We start from the raw sequence: 1,802 nt of genomic DNA on the forward strand, positions 1-1,802 counted from the left end.
AATTTCGCAAACCTAAAAAACCTGCTTTAAAGTATGAGTTTTGCCCTGCTTTATCTAACTCTTTTCTTTTTGAATTGTGGAATTTTTACTATTTTATTTGACTGAGGTATATATTCAAATTCTTTGATTTTTTTATCATTTTCTTCTACTTTAATAATTATAGGTTTTTTATACCTAAAAGGTTTGGGGTAAATTATTGAAATTAAAGATTGCCCATTTCTAAAACCTTGTTTATATAATACTCCTTCTTTGTTTATTTTAGAAAGAAGTTTATTCTTCTTTGTTTCTATAATAGAAAAACCTAAATCATACTTATTAAAGCCTACTTCGTAACTTTCATACATGTTCCCTAAAAGTCCACTGTCAATTGGTATGGTCTGTCCATTTATGATATAATCAGTATAAGCTTTTTTAGCATCTATTCCATAAGAAGCAAATATTTTAAAAAACTGATTAGAAGAAATTGGAGTGAAATTATTATTCTTAGAATATTCGAATAACTCTTTTATAATATCATCTAGGCTTATTTTTCCATCCAATTGGTTTAGTTGTTGCTCCCAAATCAATGCTATTAAAAAACCTCGTTGATAAGATAATTGCTGGGCCAAATGATCTGACGAAATGGATTTGTTTTCAAACTCTTGATAAATTATGTTTTGAAAAGGATTTAGTCTTAATTTTTTTAAGTTTTTATTAATTTCTTCTAAAAATCTATCTTCGGAAATAACATGGGTATCTTTAAGAATTTTTCTTGATAAATAATCGATGAATCCTTCCGTAAACCAATTGAATTTAGCCGTTAAATCATTTTCAGTTTCTTTTACTATTATTTTTCGCCCTATCCATTCATGTAATATTTCATGGGCTAAAAGAATATTTAAATTTTCTAAAGAAGTATGTTTAGGTACAAATACATTAAATTGATTATCAATAGCCATTCCAGCTAACCCACCTTCACTTTCATTAAGTGTTACATAGAAAAAAGGGAAATTATAATCCTTAAACCAATCTCTTTCTTTTTTTATAATTTTGAATACTGTTGAATATATATCATTATCCAACATATCAAAATTACCATTTATAAAAACTGTTACAGGAAAACTTTCGATAAGTTGAGTTTTACTTTTTTTAGTACCACTTATTCTAGCTTCAAATCCACCGCCCAAATGATAATAATAAGTGTTTTTAATACTTATATTTTGAGGATTTTTACCTAGAGATGATTGAATTTCCCAATCTTTTATTGGTTTTATATGTACATTAAAATTAAATGTATCATTACTCTCACCAATTAAAGGAGCCCATTGACACCCCATAAGGCTAAAGTAATTTGGATTTGTAATGGGTGGAAAATAAGATCCTTTTTGATCGTTGGGGTTTAAAGATATTATATAAGAAAACGAAACTTCTTTTCGTTTATTAGGCTTTAAAAGTTTTATTTTTTCTGTAGCGCTTTTTACAGAGACAGTTTCATTATTTGGGGTGAAATTTTTAATATTAGTATAATAATTTTCGATTCCACATCCATTAGGTAGATTAATTTTTATTAATGAGTCATTTTTAACTATAAAGTTAATAGAAACAAATAAATCGGTTCTGTCTGTTTTTGGAATTGGTTCAATTTGAACGTTAATTTCTCTTATTTCCTGAGAATAAAAAAGAGAAATAGAAAATAAAAATGGTAATAAAACTAGTTTTTTCATATTGAAGTGATTTAAACTTTTTTATTATATAAAACAGGGTTGCCGATATTTGCGTTACGACACGTAAAATAATCAAAAGCAACCCATTATGTACACAGC

1 protein-coding gene is annotated in these 1,802 nt (G+C 26.6%); it reads right to left on the bottom strand.

Annotated elements, in window-relative coordinates; all coding sequences use genetic code 11:
* Positions 1–50 precede the first annotated feature (50 nt).
* Positions 51–1,703 (bottom strand): M61 family metallopeptidase, encoded by a 1,653-nt coding sequence (locus AC1EUY_RS15995; RefSeq protein WP_480196554.1) that lies wholly within the window; start codon positions 1,701–1,703, stop codon positions 51–53.
* Between the last annotated feature and the right edge of the window lie 99 nt (positions 1,704–1,802).

This window comes from Maritimimonas sp. 2210JD6-3 (assembly GCF_056591795.1).